Annotated in this window: 15 protein-coding genes and 3 tRNA genes; 6 read left to right on the top strand and 12 right to left on the bottom strand. The window is 67.7% G+C overall.

The window, feature by feature from the left end; genetic code table 11:
• Positions 1-104 precede the first annotated feature (104 nt).
• The gene (locus tag KL788_RS10700) at positions 105-1,040 is read right to left on the bottom strand and encodes a hypothetical protein (protein WP_293171235.1); all 936 of its coding nucleotides are present in this window, start codon (positions 1,038-1,040) and stop codon (positions 105-107) included.
• Positions 1,041-1,433: 393 nt separating this feature from the next.
• Here KL788_RS10700 and KL788_RS10695 point away from each other — a divergent pair, with 393 nt between their 5' ends.
• Positions 1,434-2,024: a hypothetical protein gene (locus KL788_RS10695; protein ID WP_293171233.1), complete on the top strand. Its 591-nt coding sequence runs from the start codon at positions 1,434-1,436 to the stop codon at positions 2,022-2,024.
• 15 nt (positions 2,025-2,039) lie between these two features.
• Here the strand turns inward: KL788_RS10695 and KL788_RS10690 are convergent.
• The 6 genes from KL788_RS10690 to KL788_RS10665 all read right to left on the bottom strand — a co-directional run bounded on the left by KL788_RS10690 (position 2,040) and on the right by KL788_RS10665 (position 8,015).
• A tRNA-Met gene (locus tag KL788_RS10690) sits at positions 2,040-2,113 on the bottom strand.
• A 31-nt stretch (positions 2,114-2,144) separates the two neighbouring features.
• Positions 2,145-2,216, bottom strand: a tRNA-Thr gene (locus tag KL788_RS10685).
• Between the two features lie 45 nt (positions 2,217-2,261).
• Positions 2,262-4,097 carry a glycoside hydrolase family 13 protein gene (locus KL788_RS10680; RefSeq protein ID WP_293171230.1) on the bottom strand — a complete coding sequence of 612 codons (1,836 nt, stop codon included), beginning with the start codon at positions 4,095-4,097 and terminating at the stop codon, positions 2,262-2,264.
• Positions 4,094-5,014 carry a sugar ABC transporter permease gene (locus tag KL788_RS10675; RefSeq protein WP_428846136.1) on the bottom strand — a complete coding sequence of 307 codons (921 nt, stop codon included), beginning with the start codon at positions 5,012-5,014 and terminating at the stop codon, positions 4,094-4,096. Before KL788_RS10675 ends, KL788_RS10680 begins: the two co-directional genes overlap by 4 nt.
• Positions 5,015-5,072: 58 nt before the next feature.
• Positions 5,073-6,686, bottom strand: coding sequence for an ABC transporter permease subunit (locus tag KL788_RS10670; RefSeq protein WP_293171224.1), 1,614 nt, complete (start codon positions 6,684-6,686; stop codon positions 5,073-5,075).
• 102 nt (positions 6,687-6,788) lie between these two features.
• Positions 6,789-8,015, bottom strand: coding sequence for a sugar ABC transporter substrate-binding protein (locus KL788_RS10665; protein ID WP_293171222.1), 1,227 nt, complete (start codon positions 8,013-8,015; stop codon positions 6,789-6,791).
• Between the two features lie 297 nt (positions 8,016-8,312).
• Here KL788_RS10665 and KL788_RS10660 point away from each other — a divergent pair, with 297 nt between their 5' ends.
• A complete protein-coding gene (locus tag KL788_RS10660) occupies positions 8,313-10,016 on the top strand; it encodes a glycoside hydrolase family 13 protein (RefSeq protein WP_293171220.1) in 1,704 nt (567 codons plus the stop codon).
• 49 nt (positions 10,017-10,065) lie between these two features.
• Here the strand turns inward: KL788_RS10660 and KL788_RS10655 are convergent, their stop codons facing one another.
• The 3 genes from KL788_RS10655 to KL788_RS10645 form a co-directional block, all read right to left on the bottom strand.
• Positions 10,066-11,208 carry a peptidoglycan DD-metalloendopeptidase family protein gene (locus tag KL788_RS10655; RefSeq protein ID WP_293171218.1) on the bottom strand — a complete coding sequence of 381 codons (1,143 nt, stop codon included), beginning with the start codon at positions 11,206-11,208 and terminating at the stop codon, positions 10,066-10,068.
• Between the two features lie 143 nt (positions 11,209-11,351).
• Complete coding sequence (locus KL788_RS10650; protein ID WP_293171216.1) at positions 11,352-12,197, bottom strand: inositol monophosphatase family protein; 846 nt, start codon at positions 12,195-12,197, stop codon at positions 11,352-11,354.
• Positions 12,197-12,281, bottom strand: a tRNA-Tyr gene (locus KL788_RS10645). Before KL788_RS10645 ends, KL788_RS10650 begins: the two co-directional genes overlap by 1 nt.
• Before the next feature lie 155 nt (positions 12,282-12,436).
• On the opposite strand from KL788_RS10645, the gene KL788_RS10640 reads away from it, so the two are divergent.
• Positions 12,437-13,474, top strand: a complete 1,038-nt coding sequence (locus tag KL788_RS10640; protein ID WP_293171214.1) for a LacI family DNA-binding transcriptional regulator — start codon at positions 12,437-12,439, stop codon at positions 13,472-13,474.
• Here KL788_RS10640 and KL788_RS10635 read toward each other — a convergent pair.
• A complete protein-coding gene (locus tag KL788_RS10635; protein ID WP_293171212.1) occupies positions 13,419-14,204 on the bottom strand; it encodes a lytic transglycosylase domain-containing protein in 786 nt (261 codons plus the stop codon). The two genes, KL788_RS10640 and KL788_RS10635, sit on opposite strands and share 56 nt — an antisense overlap.
• Before the next feature lie 15 nt (positions 14,205-14,219).
• Between KL788_RS10635 and KL788_RS10630 the strand changes: the two genes are divergently transcribed.
• From KL788_RS10630 to KL788_RS10620, 3 genes are read left to right on the top strand one after another with little or no spacing between them, the layout of a single operon-like run.
• On the top strand, positions 14,220-14,708 hold the full coding sequence (locus KL788_RS10630) for a YajQ family cyclic di-GMP-binding protein (protein ID WP_293171210.1): 489 nt from the start codon (positions 14,220-14,222) through the stop codon (positions 14,706-14,708).
• 45 nt (positions 14,709-14,753) lie between these two features.
• Positions 14,754-16,244: a cardiolipin synthase gene (gene cls, locus KL788_RS10625; RefSeq protein ID WP_293171208.1), complete on the top strand. Its 1,491-nt coding sequence runs from the start codon at positions 14,754-14,756 to the stop codon at positions 16,242-16,244.
• 33 nt (positions 16,245-16,277) lie between these two features.
• Positions 16,278-16,688, top strand: coding sequence for a DUF1801 domain-containing protein (locus KL788_RS10620; protein WP_293171206.1), 411 nt, complete (start codon positions 16,278-16,280; stop codon positions 16,686-16,688).
• A 679-nt stretch (positions 16,689-17,367) separates the two neighbouring features.
• On the opposite strand, the gene KL788_RS10615 is transcribed toward KL788_RS10620, so the two are convergent.
• Positions 17,368-18,720: an FAD-dependent oxidoreductase gene (locus tag KL788_RS10615; RefSeq protein WP_293171204.1), complete on the bottom strand. Its 1,353-nt coding sequence runs from the start codon at positions 18,718-18,720 to the stop codon at positions 17,368-17,370.
• Positions 18,721-18,748 lie beyond the last annotated feature (28 nt).

Below are 18,748 nucleotides of genomic sequence, written 5' to 3'. Positions count from 1 at the left end.
GCCCCCTTGCCGCCGAGAGTGCCCGTTGCGCGCGAGTGTGCCTGTCGCGAACGGGCTCACTCGCGCGCAAGAGGCACAGTGGCGGGCGGATGCTGCGGTGCGGTCTAGAAGAGCGTCGCGCCGAGCAGGCGGTCGAGCATGCCGCGGCCCAGGGTGCGCTCGGCGGCGTGACCGCGCGCCTCGCCGCGCACGAGCAGCTCGAGACCCCGCGTCGCCGCGATGGCACGCAGCGCGAGCTCGTCGCGCTCGGTCGGAATGCGGCCGTAGCCGTGCAGGAAGGCGGCCCGCAGCCACGGCTCGTCGCGCCACGGCCCGTACTCGAGCCACACCAGGTCGGTGATGCGCGGCTCGAACCGCAGCTGGCTGAAGTCGATGAGGCGCACCCGCCCGCCGGGGTCGATGATCCAGTGCCGGGGCTCGAAGCGCCCGTGCACGGGAACGTGGTCGAACTCGCCGAGGTCCATGGCCGCGACGATGCACTCGCGAGCCCGAGCGCGTTCGTCGGCGAGCCGCTGGCCGCGCGCGTCGGCCGGATCGCTGCCATCGCCCCAGAGCTTTTCGGCTGCGACGCTCCAGCGCTCGAACTCGGCGGCGATCGACGGGCCGAAGAGCGCGTGCCGTCGTGGGGGCTCGGCATCGTGCAGCCGGCGCAGCAGGTCGCCAGCACGCTGGTGGATGTCGGCGTCGCGCTCGTGCGGCGTGCCGGCAGCGGCCTCGCCGAGCAGGCGCGAAAGAGCGAGCAGGCGCAGGGCCGGGTCACTGAGGGCGACGCGCGGGGCATCGCCGCCGAGCGCCACGGCGTACTGCTGCAGAGCTGTCGATTCGCGGTGGTGGGGCGCAGCATCCCGATGCCATTTGACGACCGCCTGCTCACCGCCCCGTGTCATGACGTGCAGCACGCGCGATGCGCGATCGGTGCCCCAATGCTCGTCGACCACCTCGACGGGGCCGAGGGTGCGGTGCACGCGGTCGAGCACTTCGGCATCACTCGCCAGGCGCGCACGGGCGTCGACGGTCACGGCATCAGCGGCGATGCTCATGAACCCTCCTTCGAGCCGGTGGCCCGGTCATGCGAAACCCCGGCCCGCCATCATCGGCGGTCCGGGGTTTCGACTGAAGCTGGGTGACCGCGGGTGCAGTCAGCGGGCTGCTACTGGCAGCTCTCGCACTGCAGCATGTCCATCGGGTCGACGGGCACGGCGTAGCCACCGATGGTCTCGTTGTCGTTGTCCATGTCGGACCTCCTCGTGATTGCAATTCTCCGCCCCCGGCGGCTAGGGGTCTCACTATATACATGGAATGACACCGATGTCATTCCCCTAGATGTTGTGGTTTCGGCGTGTCGCGAACAATTCTGCGCGGAGCTGATCGCGGCCTGCTCGCAGCAGCGGCGCTCTAGGCTGAGCACGCGCCTCGTGACGCAGAGAGACCCCATGCGATTCCTGCCCCCTTCCCCGGCCGCCGACGCCGCCGATGCTCAGTTCTCGCGCGAGATTCTCGAGCAGCACGTGAGCGAGGGCGTGCTCGTCGCGCGATCAGCGCTGCGTCTCGCGGTCAAGAACGGCGTCATCATGTCGACGCTGCGGGATGCTCGCCCCTGGAGCACCGACGAGGTCACGACGCTCGCCCGCGAGGCTGTCGACTCGCTCATTGCCGAGCTCAGCGCGACGGCCGAGCGCCTCGACGCCGAGGCCGCCGCCCACCCCGTGCGCGGCCGCGGCAGGAGGCGACACGATGCCGAGCGCGAGCTCTCTCGACTCGAGCTGCGCGCACGTACCGCGCGCGGCGTGGTGCAGCGCCTGCGCCGAATGCGCACCGACGACAGCGCGATCGCCCGACTGGTCGAGACGGCGCGAGACGACACGCTCACCGAGCTCACGAAGGCGCGTCTGTTCGCCGAGCACGAGTTCGCGAACCAGTCGGCCGATGAGCGACGCATCGCGATGGAGGGCGTCGCGGCCGACCTGCTCGACCTGCGCGAGCGTCTCGACGCGATGCGCGAGCTCGGCGACAGCGGCTGGTAGAGATGGGAGAAACGGTAGCGAGGGCGGGACTCGAACCCGCGACACCACGATTATGAGCCGTGTGCTCTAACCACCTGAGCTACCCCGCCGGGCAAGACACCCCCGCGAAGGAGTGTCCAGAGCCCCGAGTCAGGATTGAACTGACGACCCCTTCCTTACCATGGAAGTGCTCTACCACTGAGCTATCGGGGCGTTGCCGGGCGCGCGAACGCGATCGGCACCAGAGAAGATTAGCACCTAGTCGAAGGGCCTCACTCCCGGCAGTCGCCACGCGGTGAAGGCCATTCCGGTCGAGCGCACGCGCGTGCCGTCGAGGGTGCCGGTGCCGATCAGCCGCTCGCCCCTACCCGCGATCGCGCCCGTCGGCAGGGTCACGTCGACGTCGTCGCGGGCCGCGAGCACGAGCACGCTCTCGTCGGCGCTCTCGCGCACGAAGAGCAGGCTGTCGTCGTCGACGTTCAGCCAGCGCATGCCACCGTGGCTGAGCGACGGATGCTCGCGCCGGAGCCGCACGAGCGAGGCGTAGAGCTCGATCTGCTCGTCGTAGTCGCCGAGTCGATCCCACGGCATGGTGGTGCGCGAGTGCTCGCCGTTCTCGCCCGTCGTGCCGAGCTCGTCGCCCGCGAAGACGACGGGAATTCCTGGCAGTGTCATCGACAGGCCTGCGGCGACCGGAACCGCCCCGGGAAGCGCGCGATTGGCGAAGCGCGCCGTGTCGTGAGTGTCGAGAGCGTTCATGCCGTGGATGCGCGTGCGCCACGGCATGGCGGCCGTGAACCGGCGGTGAGCGTGATGAACCTGCCGCGCCGTGTACTGCGGCATGACGGGGTACGGCAGGCCGAAGAACCACTCGATCGGTCCGGCGCTGCTGAGCCACGCCCACACGGGCCGCGTGAAGTTGGCGTAGGTCATCGCCCCGTGCCAGCCGTCACCCTGCAGGTCTTTCGCCGCGTCGTTCGTGTATTCGGCGAGCAGCAGGGTGTCGGCGTCGACCTCGATCATGGTCTGGCGAATCGTGCGGCGCACCGCCTCGTTGAGGTCATCGTCGCCGAAGCGCCCCGTCATGTTGGCGACGTCGATGCGCCAGCCGTCGAGGTCAAACGGCGGCTTCATCCAGCGCGCCACCACCGAGTCGGGGCCCTCGATGAAGCGCCGACGCAGCTCGAGCGAGTTCCAGTTGAGCTTGGGCAGGCTCGGCACGCCGAGCCACGACTCGTAGGTCTGCTGCTCGTCGTCGAGCCAGTAGTAGAACTCGCTCTCGGCGGTGCCGGGCTGGCCGTGCGCGGCACGGAACCACTCGTGGGCATCCCCCGAATGGTTGCTCGTGAGGTCGCCCATGACGCGGATTCCGCGCTCGTGTGCTGCCGCCGTCAATCGCGCAAGCGCCTCGTCGCCGCCGAGCAGCTCGTCGACCTGGTCGAACCGGTGAGCGTCATAGCGATGGTTGGAGCGAGCAGGAAAGAACGGGGTGAGGTAGAGCAGGTTCACCCCGAGCCGCTCGAGGTGGTCGAGGTGCTCAGTCACACCGTCGAGGTCGCCGCCGTAGAACTGCAGCGGCGTCGAGGGGCCCTGGTAGATCGGCTCGTCCTGCCAGTCGGCGGGCTCGGCCCACTCCGGTAGCGCTCGGGTATCGGCGGCGGCCGAGCGGGCGAAGCGGTCGGGGAACACCTGGTACATGACGGTCTCGGCTCCCCAGGCCGGCGCGGGCGGATGCGTGACGAGCTTGAAGTCGTCGTCGTCGCGCGTCTCGATGTCGCTGAGCCCCGCGTTGCACAACCAGGCGACGCTCCCGTCGGCGCGCTCGATCGCGAAGCGGTAGCCGTGCACCGGGTTGCCCACCTCGACCTCGGCCTGCCACCACTGGGCGCCGTCGCGCTCGCCGAGCAGGGTCGCCGTTGACCACCGCGGCTCGTGATCGGGGTTCGACCGCGTGCGTACGGCCGCGACCGGCCCGTAGCCGAGCGGGATGCGCACCCGCACTTGCACCGCGTCGCCGAGAGCGGGTGTCTGCGTCGAGACGTAGAGCGGCGAGCCGTCGTGGTGCGGTTCGAGGGCGAGAGCTGGCGTGCTCACTTGACCGACCCGGCGGTGAGGCCGCCGATGATGTACTTCTGCAGATAGAGGAAGAGCGCCATGACGGGAATCGCCGCGAGCACGGCTCCGGCCGAGAACAGCGTCCAGTTCGACGAGGTCTCTTGCGAGACGAACTGGTAGAGGCCCACCGCCAGAGTCTGGGTCTGCGGGTCGGTCAGCACGATCGAGGCGATGACGAACTCGCTCGTCGTGCCGATGAACGAGAGCAGCCCGACGACCGCGAGAATCGGCGCGACCAGTCGCAGGATGATCGTGAAGAAGATGCGGGCATGGCTCGCGCCATCGATCTTCGCCGCCTCGTCGATCGACACCGGCACCGTGTTGAAGAAGCCGTACATGAGGTAGGTGTTGACGCCGAGCGCGCCGCCCAGGTAGACGAGGATCAGGCCGGCCTGCGTGCCGATGCCGATCTGCGGGAAGACCTCGCCGATGCCGCTCAGCAACAGGAAGATGGCGACGACGCCGAGAATCTGCGGAAACATCTGCACGAGCAGCAGCGTCAGCAGCCCGACGCGACGCCCACGAAACCGCATGCGCGAGAAGGCGTAGGCGGCGAGCGCGCCGAGGAAGACGGTGCCCGCGGCCGCGACGAGGCCGATGACCATGGTGTTGATGAACCACGCGGCGTAGGGCTGCTGTGGCAGCTGGAACAGCTCGATGTAGTTGCCGAAGTCGATCGTGCGGAAGAGCGTGTTCGACCCGACGAGTGTTCCTGTCGGGTTGAGCGAGGCCGACAGCACGTAGAGCAGCGGGAAGGCTGCGAAGACGAGCATGACGAGACCGATGAGGTGACGCCACCCCGTGTCGCGGAACCAGAACCAGGGGCCGCGACGGCGGCGTTTGGGAATCACGCGCGCCGGTCGCTCGCCCGGGGTCGTGGTCGCCCCCGCGACCATCGGGTTCAGCCGACTGCTGACCTCAGCACCGTCGGCGGGGTTGAAGGGGTTCGTCATGTCAGTTCAGCTCCTCGAGGGCTTTGGTCTGCCGGAAGCTGATGATCGACACCGTCGCGACGATGAAGAAGATCAGAATGGCGAAGGCGCTGGCGAGGCCGTAGTCGCGCCCCGTGCCCTCGCCGAAGGCGACCTTGTAGACGAGCGTGATGAGAATGTCGGTCGCGCCGGCATCGACCCCGGCGCTGACGTCGCGCGGGCCGCCGCCCGTGAGCATGTAGATGATGTTGAAGTTGTTGAAGTTGAAGGCGAACGACGAGATGAGCAGCGGCGCGACCGACACCAGCAGCAACGGGAACTTGATCAGCCGGAAGACCGCCCATGGCTGAGCACCATCGACCGTGGCGGCTTCGGTGAGCTCTTCGGGAATCGACTGCAGTGCCCCCGTGCAGATGAGGAACATGTAGGGAAAACCGAGCCACAGATTCACCAGCAGCACGCTGAACTTCGCCAGCCAGGGGTCGTTGAGCCACGGAATCGCCGCCCCGCCGAACAGCACCTGGTTGATATAGCCGAAGTCTTCGTTGAAAAGACCGAGCCAGACGAGCCCCGACAGGAAGCCCGGAAAGGCGTAGGGCAAGATCATGATGAGCCGGTAGGCCTTCTTGCCCCGCATGTTCGGCTTGTTGAAGACGATGGCGAGGAAAAGCCCGAGGGCGAAGGTCGTGGCCACCGAGAGAATCGCGAAGGCGAAGGTCCAGATCGTGACGCTGATGAGCGGGCCGCGGATGTTCTCAGTCGTGAAGGCCTTGATGAAGTTGTCGAAGCCGACGGTGATCGTCCACCCCGGAATCAGCTCGCGACCGCTGTCGTTGACGAAGGCGCCGTCTCCGCCGTCGCGGTAGACCGCGCCCTGCCGATCGACGAACGTGTCGGTCGCGGCGTCGTAGCTGAGCGACGAGAGATAGAGGTAGGCGTTCGATCCATCCGGCGTGCGCAGGGCACCGTCGTTCGGGTCATCGCTGACTTGCACGGCGAGATCGGTGATCGCGCGCTGGTTGCCGAGCAGATCGGCGAAGCCGAGAGTTGTGAAGCCCGGCACCGAGTCGGCACGGCCCGTCGAGTCGGTGCCGAAGTCGGTGATGCGCTCGAGCGGGCTGTCGGCGCTGCCGAGAGAGACCTCGCCCTCGGGGTCGGTGACGAGGAAGAAGTACTCGCCGAACTGCTCGAGAACGGTCACGCGGTAGGTGGGCGAGTCGGGCACGCGCTCCTGCGCCGTCAGCAGGATGGTGCTGATCGCGTCGTCTTTCGTGCCGTTGCGGCCGTCACCGTAGTTGGTGAACGCGATGTACCCGCTGTAGACCACGACGAAGATCTGGAAGACCGCGAGAAAGAGGAGGCCCGGGGTCAGGTACTTGGCCGGCAGCCAGCCGGGCGTGAGATAGATCCAGTTGACGAGCACCGTGACGGCGAGCACGATCGCGAACGGAATCCACGACTCCTGCAGGAAGAGCATGAAGAGGCCGAAGACCGCGATGGCATCGATGATGCTGAGAAGCGCGATCTTGATCAAGATGCCCCGCGTGCTGCTGCTCGACCGCGGCGGCTTCAGACTGCCAGCGGGAGCGGGGGGCGTGGGGGCGGCGAGCGGACTCGCCGGGCTGGGGTGGCTCATGGTTCTCCGAACATCGTCGTCGCGGCACCGTGGCGGTGCCGGGAGCCTACCGGGGCGCTGAGCGCTCCGGCAGGTCCCGGCACCAACTGTTGCGAGAGGCTGCTAGCCGTCGATCTTCGACTGGATGCTCTCGACCATCGCGCGCCACAGCTCGACCGGGTCGCCCTGGCCGTTGATGATCGCGACCTCGGTCGAACCCCAGTCAGACCACACGACGTCCATCGCGGGCACGTTCGGCATCGGGTTGCCGTTGGCACCAACCTCGCCGAAGGCAGCGACGTCGGCGTTCGACTTCGCTGCTTCGAAGGCGGTCAGCAGTGCGGGCGCACGGCCGCCGACCTCGTAGAGCGCGGTCTGCACGGCCTCAGTGCCGATGTAGTTCACGAGGAATTCGTTGGCCGCGAGGGTGTTCTCGCTGCGCGAGCTGATGAAGAAGCCCTGCACGCCGACGAACGGCGACGCGGTCTCGCCACCGGCCGAGGGGATCGGGTCGATCGAGTAGTTGATGCCGGCCTCTTGGATGGCCGGTAGGTTCCACGGTCCGGTCAGGAAGAACGGCGACTTTCCGGCGACGAACTCTTCGCGAGCGATGTCGCCCGAAATGTTCGTGTTCAGAATGCCGGCAGCGCCCCACTCGGCGAGCTGGATGGCGAAGGCCTCACCGCCCTCGTTGCCGAGCGCGAGAGCGGTCGGGTCGTAGGTGCCGTCAGCCGTGATCTCGAAGACAGGAGCACCGAACGACGCCTGCAGCGGGTACAGGTGGTAGGGGTCGGCAGCTGCCGGGTCGAGGCCGACCAGGAAGGGGTACTCGGCGCCCGAGGCCTCGCCAGCGGCGATGAGGTCGTCGAACGTGGCGGGCACGTCGGCCGCGAGGTCGACGTTGCGCAGCATGGCGATGTTCTCGACCGAGTAGGGCAGACCGTAGTTCTGGCCCTCGTAGCTCATGGCCGTGATCGCGACCTCTTGGAACTCGCTGGCCTTGTCGCCGAGCTCGAGCGGCGCGACGACGCCGTTCTGCACGAGCTTGCCGAGCCAGTCGTGAGCGCCGACGATGATGTCGGGGCCGTTGCCGGTCGGGGCCTGGGTGATGAAGTCGTCGCGGATCGCGCCGAAGTCTTTCGTGACGAGCTCGACGGTGACGCCGCGCTCCTCTTCGAACTGCGCGGCGATGTCTTCGAGAACGCCGGCGCGGTCGGCGTCGACCCAGACCGTGAGCGAGCCTTCGAACATCGGAGCCTCGGGCTCAGCGGCCGCGCATCCGGAGAGAACGATCGCCGTTGCTGCGGCCATCGCTCCCGTCATCATCAAGCTGCGTGATGTCACCTTCATCGGTGGTCACCCTTTCGTGTGCGGACGGCCCCGACGGCGGCACTCGAGTGCGACCCTGCACCGTCGGTGCGTCGTCGCCCGAGAGACGTGGAGCCGATCTCTTGGTGTGCTCGCGGAGTGCAAGCGCTTCCATTAGGCCACAGGGCGGGCTATTCTGCAAGCGCTTCCAGAGCCCTTGTCACGAATTCGTTATGCAGAGAGTGAGATCGCCCATGAGCAGGCCCAGAACGGCAGAAAAGTGCGCTCCGTGCATGGAACCGGTCCCACGCGACGGCTGGGTGTCATAAAGTGGCGCACATGCCTCACCACACGACGATCCCTTCGGCGCGCGCCGTCGAGCACGACGAGACCTCGACCCCCGGAGCCGAATGGTGGCGCTCAGCGGTCATCTACCAGATCTACCCGCGATCTTTCGCCGACGCGAGCGGCGACGGCATCGGCGACCTCGCCGGCATCACCGAGCGGCTGCCGGCGCTCGCCGACCTCGGTGTCGACGCCGTCTGGCTGTCGCCGTTCTTCCGCTCGCCGCAGCGCGACGCTGGCTATGACGTGAGCGACTACTGCGACGTCGACCCCATCTTCGGCACCCTCGACGACTTCGACGTGATGCGCGACCGCGCGCACGAGCTGGGCTTGCGCGTGATCGTCGACCTCGTGCCCAACCACTGCTCGAGCGAGCATCCCTGGTTTCAGCAGGCGCTCGCAGCCGGGCCGGGCTCGGTCGAGCGCGACCGCTTCATGTTCCGCGAGGGCAAGGGCGAGCACGGCGAGCTGCCGCCGAACAACTGGCAGTCGGTCTTCGGCGGCAACGCGTGGACCCGCATCACCGAGGCCGACGGCACGCCGGGCCCCTGGTACCTGCACATCTTCGACAGCTCGCAGCCCGACTTCAACTGGAAGAACCCCTGGGTCTGGGAGCAGTTCCGGCAGATTCTGCGGTTCTGGCTCGACCGAGGGGTCGACGGGTTCCGAGTCGATGTCGCGCACGGCCTCATGAAGAAAGAGGGCCTACCTGACATCGTCGAGAAGGCCGAGGCCAGTGGGCTCGCCGACGCCATCTCGTCGCCCGACGACGTGCCCTACTGGGCGCAGCCCGAGGTGCACGAGGTCTATCGCGACTGGCACCGGGTGCTCGCCGAGTACAGCGGCGACCGCGTGCTGTGCGCCGAGGCGTGGGTCGAACCGCTCGAAAAGGCCGCCCTCTGGGTGCGCCCCGACGAGATGCACCAGGCCTTCAACTTCAGCTACCTCGGCACTCCGTGGGAAGCTGCGCGGCTGCGCTCGGTGATCGATGAGTCGATCGCCGCCTTCACGGGCGTCGGTGCCCCGAGCACGTGGGTGCTCTCGAACCACGACGTCGTGCGCCACCCGAGCCGCTACGGCCTGTCGACCTACGGCGCGGCGCCCGCGAGCGGCATCGGCCCCAAGACCGAAGACAAGCCCGACGACGAGCTGGGCCTGCGCCGCGGCCGCGCCGCGACTGCGCTCATGCTCAGCCTGCCGGGCAGCGCCTATCTCTACCAGGGCGAAGAGCTCGGCCTGCCCGAGGTCATCGAGCTCGATGACCACGTGCGCGAAGACCCGACCTTCCACCGCACCAACGGCGAGGTCTACGGCCGTGACGGATGCCGAGTGCCGATTCCGTGGGAGTCGGCCGCGCCGGCGTTCGGGTTCAACAGCTCGGGCGACAGCTGGCTGCCGCAGCCCGCCCTGTTCGCGCACTACGCGCGCGACGTGCAGCACGGTGTGCCCGGGTCAACGCTCGAGCTCTACCGCGACGCACTGCGGCTGCGTGCCGAGCACGACCTCGGAATGGGCTCGGTGCAGTGGCTCGAGCGCTTCGACGCCGACGTCGTCGCTCTGCGCAATGGCTCGATCACCGTCATCGCCAACGTGGGCGCTGCCGCGATCGAGCTGCCGGCGGGCGAGGTGGTACTCGCGAGTGGTCCCCTAGACGGTCGCACCCTTCCGGTCGACACGACGGTGTGGATGCTCGGCTAGAGCCCCGCCGTCTGGAGCGGCCCGCTCAGCGCGCGAGCGCCGGGCGGGTCTAGCTCGCGTTAGCCTGCAACCAGGCGAACGGGTCGATCGCGATGTCGTCGATGCGAATCTCGAAGTGAAGGTGGGCGCCGGTCGACGTGCCGGTGCTGCCGACCGTGCCGACGAAGTCGCCGACGAGAATCTGCTGCCCGACGACCAGAGGCGAGCTGGCCGTCGTCATGTGCGCATAGGTGCTCGTGACGCGCTGGCCGTTGATGGTGTGCTCGATGATGGCGTGGTTGCCGAAGCCGCCGCTGTGCTCGGCCTTGATGACGACGCCGTCAGCGATCGCGAAGATCGGCGTGCCAGCGCCGGGGTTGAAGTCGAGGCCCTGGTGGTAGCTCGAGCAGTAGCGGCACGGCGCGACGCGCTCGCCGAAGCCCGAGCTGATCGGCACGGCGGCGGGGAACGGCCAGCGCACGGCGCCCGAGCCGCTCGTGGAGTAGGAGAAGTCACGGCTGCCGTACTTGAGGCGCAGCATCTCGGCGTACGAGGTCACGCTCCACTCGTCGCGCGACGCGACGACCGCGGTGAGGTCTGCGCCCGCCTCGACCTCGACAACCTGCTCTTCGGTGAGTTCAGGATCGATGGCGGCCTCGTCTGACATCGCGATCGATGCCATGACCGTGGATGCCGGAGGCGCGTCGGGGTCGAACAGCGCCGTCGCGGGCACTGACGTGCCGACGAGCAGGGCGGCCGCGGCGAGCATGACGACGGGCGGGAAGGTCTTCTGGGCAATACGCCGGCGCAGCGAGGGGCGCGAGGAGGCGGGCCGCGTGGCAGCTGCCGCCACGGGCGGCGCGGCGGGCGCACGCCGCACGGGGGTCGGCGTCACCGTCTCGGTCGCACTCACGCTCGGTGACGTCGCGGCGACGGGCTCGCTCGCGGCCGGGCCACGGCCTCGTCGCGAGCTCGGCTTCGACCGCTCGGCTTCGCGCAAGGCGCGACGGCTCAGTGGCACGAGGTCGGTCGAGTGGCCAGAGGGCAGCTGCTCAAGTGCGGCGGTCGGCACGTCGGCTGAGCTCGTCTCGACGGGAGTCTGAGCAGAGGATTCCTCGGTGAAGGAGAAGCCGAGCGACTCGAGAGCGTCGTTCGCGGTCGCAGGGGAATTCTGGTCAGAACCCTCTGCGGCCCACGGGAACTCGTTCGTCACGGTCGTCGTCAGCCTCAGATGTCAGTTGCTCGGATCAGTGGTCGCCTCGCAGAGCGCGATTATCACGGATTGGTAAAGACTAACGGCTGCGCGTCGACAGCGAAAGTCGGTGAGCACAATTCGCAGTTCGTACCGAGGTGCGGTCACGACGAGTCACTGGCCGCCTCACTCGGCACGGCCTCCACCTCGCCGAGCACCCGCTCGAGCGCGACCGCGAGTTCCGGGTGCGCCGCGAGCAAGAACCGGTGGTCGGCGCGCATGCCCGGCAGGCCCGTGACACGGGCGCCGGCCTCGGCGGCGACAATGGCACCCGCGGCGTGATCCCAGGGGCTCAGCGTGCGCTCGAAATAGGCGTCGACACGACCGCTCGCCACCGCGCAGAGGTCGAGCGATGCGGTGCCCATGCGCCGAACATCCCGTACCTGAGGCAGCAGGCGCGCAACGGCCGCGCCCTGCTCGGCACGCGTCTGCGCCGCGTAGGCGAAGCCTGTCGCAACGAGCGCCTGCGAGAGATCGACCGGAGGGTTGACCTGCAGCGGACGATCGCCGAGAAAGGCGCCGTCTCCCGCAGCGGCCGAGAAGAGCTCACCTGTCGCCGGGTTGACGACGACCCCGGCGAGCGCCTGCCAGCGCTGCGGGTCGGCCTCGCCTTCGACGACGGCGATGCTCACGGCATAGTGCGGAATGCCGTAGAGAAAGTTGACGGTGCCATCGATGGGGTCGACGACCCAGGTGAGTCCGCTCGAGCCCGACGCTCCGCCGCTCTCTTCACCGAAGAAGCCGTCGTGGGGCCGCGCTTCGGCGAGGCGGCCGCGAATGAGTGCTTCGGCGTCGCGGTCGACCTGCGTGACGACGTCGACCGACGACGACTTGCGGTCGGCGACCTCGACGACCCCGCGCCGCGCCTCGAGCACGAGGGTGCCTGCCTCGAGAGCGACGGCGCGCGCCAGCGAGAGCAACTCGGCGGTCGCGTTCGGTGGAGGAGTCATGGTGGCGAGTGAGGGATTCGAACCCCCGAATGCTGAGCAGTCTGATTTACAGTCAGATCCCTTTGGCCGCTTGGGTAACTCGCCAGGTGCGCGCCCGACCCGTGTGGTCACCGACCGGAGGCGCCTCACAAGAATACAAGAGCGGCGGGGTCGGCGATACCACGCTCGCCGCCCCGCATCCGTCGTCGGGTCCGCGTGCGGTTATTCTGGCCAGAGGGGAGAGAGCGAGGCGACGACACATGGTCGGCATCGACGACGTCGCCCGTCGTGCGGGAGTCTCGACGGCGACCGTGTCGCGCGCTCTCAGCGGTCGCGGGCACGTCGCGGCCACGACCCGTGAGCGCGTCGAAGCCGCCGCCGCCGAGCTCGGCTACGTCGTCTCGGCCAGCGCCTCGAGCCTCGCGACGGGGCGCACGCGCAACATCGGCGTCGTCGTTCCCTTCTTGAACCGCTGGTTCTACACCTCGGTTATCGAGGGTGCGCAGCGCCGCCTCATGCAGTACGGCTACGACCTGACCCTCTACAACCTCTCGGGCGACGATCGCGAGCGCGAGAAGGTCTTCACCGATCACCTGCTGCGGCAACGGGTGGATGCTGTGATCGCCGTGAGCCTGGAACTCACGGTCGCCGAGATCACCTCGCTGCATGCGCTGAGCAAGCCGCTCGTCGGCGTGGGCGGACCCTTGCGGGGCGTGCGCACGCTCAGCATCGACGACGTCGCGGTCACGAAGCTCGCGACCGAGCATCTGCTCTCGCTCGGGCACACGCGCATCGGTCATATTGGAGGCGACGTCGATCGCGAGCTCGCGTTCCACCTGCCGACCAATCGGCGCCTCGGCTACGAGGCCGCACTGCGCGGTGCCGGGCTGATTCCTGAGCGCGACCTCTACTTTCCTGCCGTCTTCACGATGGAGAGCGGCTACACCGCAGCCAAGCAGATGCTCGGCAACCCTCGCCTGCGCCCGACGGCCATCGTCGCGGCGAGCGACGAGATGGCCATCGGCGCGATTCTCGCGGCGCGCGACATGGGCCTCGACGTGCCGGGTGAGCTCTCGATCATCGGCATCGACGACCACGAGCTCGCCGACTTCTTCGGGCTCTCGACCGTGGCGCAATTCCCGGGCCTGCAGGGCGAGCGCGCCGTCGAGCTGCTCATGGAAGAGCTGCAGCCGAGCGGCAGCGACGATCTCGATGACGAGAACACGCCCCTGCCGTTCGAGCTCATTGTGAGGTCGACGACCGCTCGGCCGCAGCGGCGTAGCCCTGCGAGGCGGTAGCCACGGCGTCGAGGTAGCTGCTCGCGTCGTTGTAGGCGGCGATGCACCCACGCCAGGAGGCCTCGTCGCCGAGGGTCGGCACCGCCCGGCACAGATAGTTGGCCGCGGCGAGCGCCGCGTCGTCGATGTTGTGCGGGTCGGCGATGCCGTCACCGCTCGCGTCGACGTACCAGTTGGCCCAGCTGCCCGGAATGAACTGCATCGGACCCAAAGCCCGGTCGAACTCGGCGTCGCCGTCGAACTCTCCCCCGTCGGTGTCGGTGATGATGTTGGTCGTCGAACCGTCGAGTGCAATGCCGATGATGGGCGGGCTGACGGTGCCGTCATCGGCGACGGATGCTCCGCCGTAGGTGCCGTGGCGCGACTCGACCCAGCCGATGCCCGCGAGTGTGTTCCAGCCGAGGTCGCAGTCGGGGCGCTCGGCGTTCTTCGAGATCGCGGCGCCCGCGTAGGCGGCGAGCACCCGCTCGGGAATGCCCGAATCCGCGGCGACGGCGGTGACCCAGGCCGGGTCGACCAGGCCCGAGACTCCGGGCCGGGTCGGTGCCGCCGACGTGGGAGGGAGGGGCGCCGGCTCTGCCCAGCGCGGCGCGGGGGTCGCGGTGGGCTCGAGCGCAGCATCCGTCGGTGTCGGCGCCGAGGGGCGCAGCAGCAAGAGCACCAGGGCAGCGACCACGAGAGCTCCGAGCGCAAGCCCGATGCTCATTCGGGCGATCGCGGCGGGGGTCATGGTTACGATGGTCGCATGGCTGATTCATCATTCGACATCGTGAGCAAGGTCGACAAGATGGAGGCGGACAACGCCGTCAACCAGGCTCAGAAGGAGATCGCCCAGCGCTACGACTTCAAGGGAGTCGGCGCGTCGATCGAATGGAGCGGCGAGAAGCTGCTGCTCAAGGCGAGCGCCGAAGAGCGCGTCAAGGCCGTGCTCGAGGTGCTCGAGTCGAAGATGATCAAGCGCGGCATCGGCATCCGCAGCCTCGACACGGGTGAGCCCTACGCGAGCGGCAAAGAGTTCCGCATCGAGGTCGGGCTCAAGAACGGCATCTCGAGCGACGACGCGAAGAAGATCTCGAAGATCATCCGCGACGAGGGGCCGAAGAGCGTCAAGAGTCAGATTCAGGGCGACGAGCTGCGGGTGCAGTCGAAGAGCCGTGACGACCTGCAGGCGACCATGGCGCTGCTCAAGGGCAAAGACCTCGACGTCGCGCTGCAGTTCGTCAATTTTCGCTGACGCTTCGAGCCGCGGCGGATGAACCTGCGTCACTAGACTGCGGCCATGACTGACGACGTCGCCCTCAGCGGCACTGAGGCGTGGATTGTCCTCATCGTGACAGGCCTCGTGCTCCTGGCCGCGCTGGGCATTGCCATCACTGCTCTGGTGGTTGTGCCGCGCAACCGTCGACCCCCGAGCGCCCTCGCCTGGCTACTGCTCATCTACATCCTGCCGCTCATCGGCTTCCTACTCTTCCTGCTGCTGGGTTCCCGTCGGCTGCCGAAGAGACGTCGGGAGCAGCAAGACGAGATCAACACCTACATCCTCGAGACCACTGACGGCATGGATCGCGTCAGCAAGGATTCCCCCTGGCCGCCCTGGCTCGAGCCGATCGTCGAACTGAACCGCAACCTGGGCGCGATGCCTCTCGTGGGCGGCAACACGGCCAGGTTGTACACCGACTACTCTTCGTCGATCTCTGCCATGACGGAGGCGGTCGACGCGGCGACCCGTTTGGTCAACGTCGAGTTCTACATCATGTCTGTCGACGATGAGACCGAGCGGTTCTTCGCCGCCCTGGGTGCCGCCGTCGCGCGCGGCGTTAAGGTGCGTGTGCTGTACGACCACATCGCCTCGGTGCGGGTTCCCGGCTACCGAAGACTTCGCCGTCGGCTCGACGCGATCGGCGCCGAACACTTCGCGATGCTGCCGGTCAGGCCGTGGCGCGGCCAGTGGCAGCGTCCTGATCTGCGCAATCACCGCAAGTTCTTGATCGTCGACGGTTCGATAGCCTTCACCGGGTCGCAGAACCTCGTCGAGCGCGGCTACCATCGGCGCTCCCGCCGCGACGGCTCGCGGCTCGAGTGGCGAGAACTCATGGTGCGCTTCGACGGCCCGATCGCGGCCGGCATCGAGGCCCTGTTCGCGACCGACTGGTACGCCGAAACCGACGAGCTGCTGCTGCGCGAAGCTGTCATCTCGCCCGATGTCGATCCTGGTCAAGGGCTCGACGCTCAGGTAGTGCCGAGCGGCCCCGCGTTCGAGGGTGAGAACAACCTGCGCCTCTTCAACTCACTCGTCTATGCAGCGCAAGAGCAGGTGCAGATCTGCTCCCCGTACTTCGTGCCCGACGAGTCGATGCTCTACGCGATCACAACCGCGGCGCAGAGCGGGCTCGACGTGCAGCTTTTCGTGTCAGAGGTCGGCGACCAGACGCTCGTCTTCCACGCACAGCGCTCGTACTACGAAGAGCTGCTGCGGGCCGGGGTACGCATCTGGCTCTACCGCTCGCCGACCGTGCTGCACGCCAAGCACTTCACGATCGACGACCAGGTGGCCATCATCGGGTCGAGCAACATGGACATGCGCTCGTTCAGCCTCAACCTCGAGGTATCGGTCATGGTGCGCGGCGAGTCGATCATTCGAGAGCTCCGAGCGATCGAGCAGACCTATCGTGAGAACTCGCGCGAGTTGACGCTCGATGAGTGGCTGCGCCGCCCCGCCCACATGCGCGCCTTCGACGACCTGGCTCGCGTCACAGCGGCTCTGCAGTAGCGGCCGCCCGCCCAGCGCGCGTACGGTTCTCGCATGACGCAGAAGACGCTGCCGACCGAGGTTCCTGTCGACGAGTTCTTGTCGACGCTCGACCCGCGCCGTGCGGCTGAAGGTGCCGAGCTCGTCGAAATCTATCGCCGGGCGACCGGGGCCGAGCCGGTCATGTGGGGTCCGTCGATTGTCGGCTTCGGTACCTACCGCTACCAGTACGCGAGCGGCACCGAGGGAATCTGGCCGCGCACGGGCTTCTCGCCGCGCAAGGCCAAGCTCACGCTCTACGGCCTGACCGAGCATCCAGACGCTCCCGCTTTGCTCGCTCGACTCGGCCCGCACAGCGCGTCGGTCGCCTGCGTCTATGTCAACCGGCTCGAGCAGCTCGATCTCGAGGTGCTCGACGAACTCATCGCCCTCGGCTGGACGGTAACGGCCGACTCCGCCGTCTGAGCCAGGTCCACCGCCCCACCCTGGATGCCTTCCACAACTTCGGAAGGGGGAAAAGTCTCGATACCTCGCGACTCCCACTCCGAAGTTGTGGAAGGCGGGCGGGGGCGGGTCCCGCAACCCCCGTCCTCCACAGAGCACAGAGAACAAGCGATGATCGACCGACGCCGAGCGCGGGGCACGCGAGATCGTCGAGCACCCGCACACTCCTCTGTATGCCGCGGTTTCGAACGTTCGACGAGTACATCTCGGCCAACGGCGGCATTGCCTCTCGAGCTGAATTGCTTGCAGAGGGGTGGAGCGCCGACGACATTCGCTTCGGAGTCCAATTCGGCTGGCTCAAACGACTCTGCCGCGGTTGGTACGGGTCGAGCGACCTGCCGGCATCAGTGCGGTCAGCGTGGAGTCACGGTGGCCCGCTCGCTTGCGTGAGCGCCCTGGAATTCTACGAAGTCATCGATCGTCTCGACTCCCCTGAACCTCCGCATGTCAGTCGGCCATCACGTGCGCATCGACTCCGATACGCCGGTGCAGCGACGATTCATTGGTCTGACGATGCCTACGATTCAGGCACACGGTGGTGCGTGTCGATCGACATTGCCCTGACTCAGGCCGTGCGATGCGCACCCCATCGACTGCCCGACATGGAGCTCACGCAGAGGGCTCGCCCGCGGTGGCCGGGCTAGTCTCGCGAGATGCGGATCATCTCGTCGCGCGGCACGACCTTGATGCGCTCGCGGCCCTGAGGCTTGCCCAGCGCGACCTCGTGGGCGTCGAGTCGGTGCCAACCGTCGAGGTTTGTGTAGAGCACTCCGCGGCTGTCGAGCAGGTCGACGACCGACTGCTCGTCGGGGTCGCTCGGGCTCCACCATGAGCCCTGGTCAACCACGAGGTGCTGAATCGTCTCCATGGCGTCGCTCTTCGTGTGGCCGATGAGGCCGACCGGGCCGCGCTTGATCCAGCCCGTGGCGTATACACCCGGCAACTGGCGGTTGTCGTCGCCGAGCACCTGGCCCTCGTGGTTCGGAATGACGCCGTGGCGCTCGTCGAAGGGGATGCCGTCGAGGGGCGAGCCGAAGTAGCCCACCGCCCGGTAGACCGACTGCACCGCAACCTCTCGAATCTCACCCGTTCCGCGCACCCCGCCGGCGCCGTCGGGCTCGGTGCGCTCGTAGCGGAAGCCCGCCACGCGGCCCTCGTCGTCGGCGAGCACCTCGAGAGGCTTGGCGTAGAAGTGCAGGTGCAGACGACGGGACGCGCTACCGGTCTCGCGCGAGCGCCACTGCGTGAAGATGCGGTCGATGACCGTGATCTGCTTGTTCGAGGTGATCGCATCGCGCGAAGCCTGGTCGTAATCAAAGTCCTCCTCGTGCACGACGATGTCGACATCGCGCAGCTCGCCGAGTTCGCGCAGCTCGAGCGGGGTGAACTTCACCTGCATCGGGCCCCGGCGGCCGAACACGTGCACGTCGGTGACCGGCGAGGCGACGAGGCCGGCGTAGACGTTGTCGGGCACCTCGGTCGGCAGCAGGTCTTCGGGGTGCTTGGCGAGCATGCGGGCCACGTCGAGCGCGACGTTGCCGTTGCCGATGACCGCGACCGACTCGGCCTCGAGCGGCCATTCGCGCGGCACGTCGGGGTGGCCGTCGTACCAGCTGACGAAGTCAGCGGCGCCGTAGCTGCCGAGCGCGTCGATGCCGGGAATCTCGAGCGCAGCATCCCGAATCGCCCCCGTCGAGAAGATGACCGCGTGATAGTGGCGCTTGAGGTCGTCGAGCGTGATGTCGGCGCCGTAGCGCACGTTGCCGAAGATGCGAATGTCACCCGAGTCGAGCACCTCGCGCAGAGCGTTGATGATGCCCTTGATGCGCGGGTGATCGGGGGCGACGCCGTAGCGCACGAGGCCGTAGGGGGCGGGCAGCTGCTCGAAGAGGTCGATCGAGACGTCGAACGAGCGCTCGTGCTTGAGCAGGATGTCGGCGGCGTAGATGCCGGCTGGTCCGGCACCGACGATGGCGAGCCTGAGCTTGGTCATGCGGGGTGGGGTGCTTTCTGTGCGAGGA

The organism is Microcella sp. (assembly GCF_019739195.1).
Classification (GTDB): domain Bacteria; phylum Actinomycetota; class Actinomycetes; order Actinomycetales; family Microbacteriaceae; genus Microcella.
This window is presented reverse-complemented; position numbering and strand designations above follow the sequence as displayed.